General features: G+C 70.1%; 1 protein-coding gene and 1 pseudogene. Both read left to right on the top strand.

Going from position 1 to position 2716, the window contains the following annotated elements; translation table 11 throughout:
• Nucleotides 1-1615 (top strand): annotated as a pseudogene (locus tag V6M57_RS07940) (chromosome segregation protein SMC); the annotation flags it as partial.
• A gap of 34 nt (nt 1616-1649) precedes the next feature.
• On the top strand, nt 1650-2716 hold a 1067-nt coding region (locus V6M57_RS07935; RefSeq protein WP_332814445.1), incomplete at its 3' end, for a cell division protein FtsZ.

Below are 2716 nucleotides of genomic sequence, written 5' to 3'. Positions count from 1 at the left end.
GCCCAGCGGCCACGCGGTCAGCGCCCACAGCGTGAGCTTCTACGCGCCCGACAGCGAGCAGGCCGGCCTGCTGGCCCGGGCGCAGGAAATCGAACACCTGGAAAAAGAGTTGCGCGCCCAGGCCCTGATGGCTGAGCAGGCCCGCACGACCCTGGTGCGCGCGGAAGCGGCCTACACCGACGCCTCGCAGCGCCTCGTGAGCGCGCGCCGCGAAGGCGCCGAAACGCGCAGCCGCGCGCACGAGCTGCAGGTCGAGACCCTGCGCCTGACCCAGCTGGCCGAGCAGACCCGCGCCCGCAGCGAACAGATCGCTGCCGACCTCGCCGAGGTGGACGCCCAGCTCGATGAGCTGCAGGAACGCCGGGTCACCGCCGAAGCCCGCTTCGAAGAGTTGGACATGCAGCTCGCCGACAGCCAGGAGCGCCACGCCCAGCTCGACGACCAGGTGATCGACGCCGAACGCGCGCTGAACGCCGCCCGCGAGCAGCAACGCTCGCTGGAGCGCAGCGCGCAGGAAGCCACCTTCGCCCTGCGCAGCCTGCAGGCGCGCCAGGGCGAGCTGCAGCGTTCGCTGGAAACCGCGGCCGCGCAGGAAAAGTCGCTGGTCGACGAAGAACAGCGCGCCACCGACGAGCTGGCCCGCCTGAGCGCCGCCGCCGCCGAGGCCGGGCTGCAGAACGTGCTGGCCGTGAAGCTCGAACGCGAGCAGACCCTGGGCGCCCTGCGCAGCCAGTACGACGACCTCACGATGAAGCTGCGCGCGAGCGACGAGCGCCGCCTGCAGCTGGAGCGCGAACTCGATCCGCTGCGCAACCGCATCACCGAGTTCCAGCTCAAGGAGCAGGCCGCGCGCCTGGGCGTGGAGCAGTACAGCCAGCAGCTCGAAGAGGCCCAGGCCGACCTGGCCGCGGTGGCGCAGAGCATCACCGAAGGCAACGTGCGGCTCACGGGTCTGCAGGGTGAGATCGACCGCATGCACCGCGAGATCCAGGCGCTGGGTGCGGTCAACCTCGCGGCGCTGGACGAGCTCACCGCCGCGCGCGAACGCAAGACCTTCCTGGACGCCCAGTCGGCCGACCTGAACGACGCGATGAACACGCTGGAAGACGCGATCAAGAAGATCGACGCCGAGACCCGCGACCTGCTGGGCAGCACCTTCAACACCGTCAACGAGCACTTCGGCCGCATGTTCCCCGAGCTCTTCGGCGGCGGCAACGCCCGGCTGGTGATGACCGGTGAGGAAATCCTGGACGCGGGCGTGCAGGTGCTGGCGCAGCCGCCCGGCAAGAAGAACCAGACCATCCACCTGCTCTCGGGCGGTGAAAAGGCGCTCACCGCCATCGCCCTGGTGTTCGCCATCTTCCAGCTCAACCCGGCACCGTTCTGTCTGCTCGATGAGGTCGACGCGCCGCTGGACGACGCCAACACCGATCGCTACGCCCGGCTGGTCACAAGCATGAGCAAGCAGGGCACCCAGTTCCTGTTCATCAGCCACAACAAGATCGCCATGGAAATGGCCGAACAGCTGATCGGTGTGACCATGCAGGAGCAGGGCGTTTCGCGTATCGTCGCGGTGGACATGGAGTCCGCCGCCGGCATGCTCGAAGCCTCCTGAGCACCCCACCCCACCTCCCATTTCTCCTCGCACCATGAGCACACTGCAACTCAGTCTGGCCATCATCGGAGGGCTCGTGCTGGCGGGCGTGGTGGCCTACAACGCCTGGGTCACCAGCAAGAGCGCGCCCCGCACGGCACGCGAACGCGGGCCGCAGGACGCCGCGCCCGGCGCCTACGAGGGCGGCCCCCAGGCCGGACGCTTCGACGACACCGCCCCGGTGGACCTTGCCGAGCGGTCGCACACCGGGCCGGGGCTGGACATCTCTCAACGCATCGAACCCGTGCTCGACGACGGTCCGTCACCGGTCGCCGCCAGCGACGAGCCGCCCCAGGAGATCCGCCACCTGGGGCCACCGGTGGTGCCCGTGACCCTCAGCAACGTCGTCCATGTGCCCGAGAAAAAGCCCGCGCTCGACGCCCTGATTGACGTCATCACGCCGATGCTGCTCGATGGCGAGGTCTCGGGCGACGCCTTGCTGGCCGCGCTGCCGGGCACGCGCCGCGTGGGCAGCAAACCGTTCGCAGTGGAAGGGCAGAGCGAGAGCACTGGCGAGTGGGAAAGCCCGCGCGCGGGCCAGCGCTACCGCGCACTGCAGGCCGGGGTGCAGTTGGCCAACCGCGCCGGCGCGCTCAACGACATCGAGTTCTCCGAGTTCGTCGTGAAGGCCCAGGCCTTCGCCGACGCCGTGGGTGCCACCCCCGATTTCCCCGACATGCGGGGCGAAGTGGCCCGTGCGCGCGAGCTCGACGCCTTCGCCAGCGGACACGATGCCCAGCTCGGTTTCGTGCTGCGGGCGCGCCGCGCAGCCTGGAGCCCGGGCTATGTGGCGCAGAACGCCGCCCGGCTCGGCTTCGTGGCCGGTGCCTTGCCCGGGCGCATGGTGCTGGCGGGCAGCCAGAGCGGGCAGGCGCCCATCCTGAGCCTGGTGTTCGACCCGCAGGCCGCCATGGCCGAAGACCCCGAACAAAGCGCGCTGCGCGAGATCGCGCTGTCGCTGGAAGTGACGCACGTGCCGCGCAGCGAACAGCCGTTCGTGCGCATGCGCCAGGCCGCGGTCGCGCTGGCCGAAGCCATGGACGGCGTGGTCACCGACGATGC

Origin of the sequence: Ramlibacter sp. (genome assembly GCF_036676645.1) — a bacterium.
Classification (GTDB): Bacteria; Pseudomonadota; Gammaproteobacteria; order Burkholderiales; family Burkholderiaceae_C; genus Ramlibacter.
Note: the sequence above shows the minus strand (reverse complement) of the source record. Positions and strands in the feature narration are given on the sequence as shown.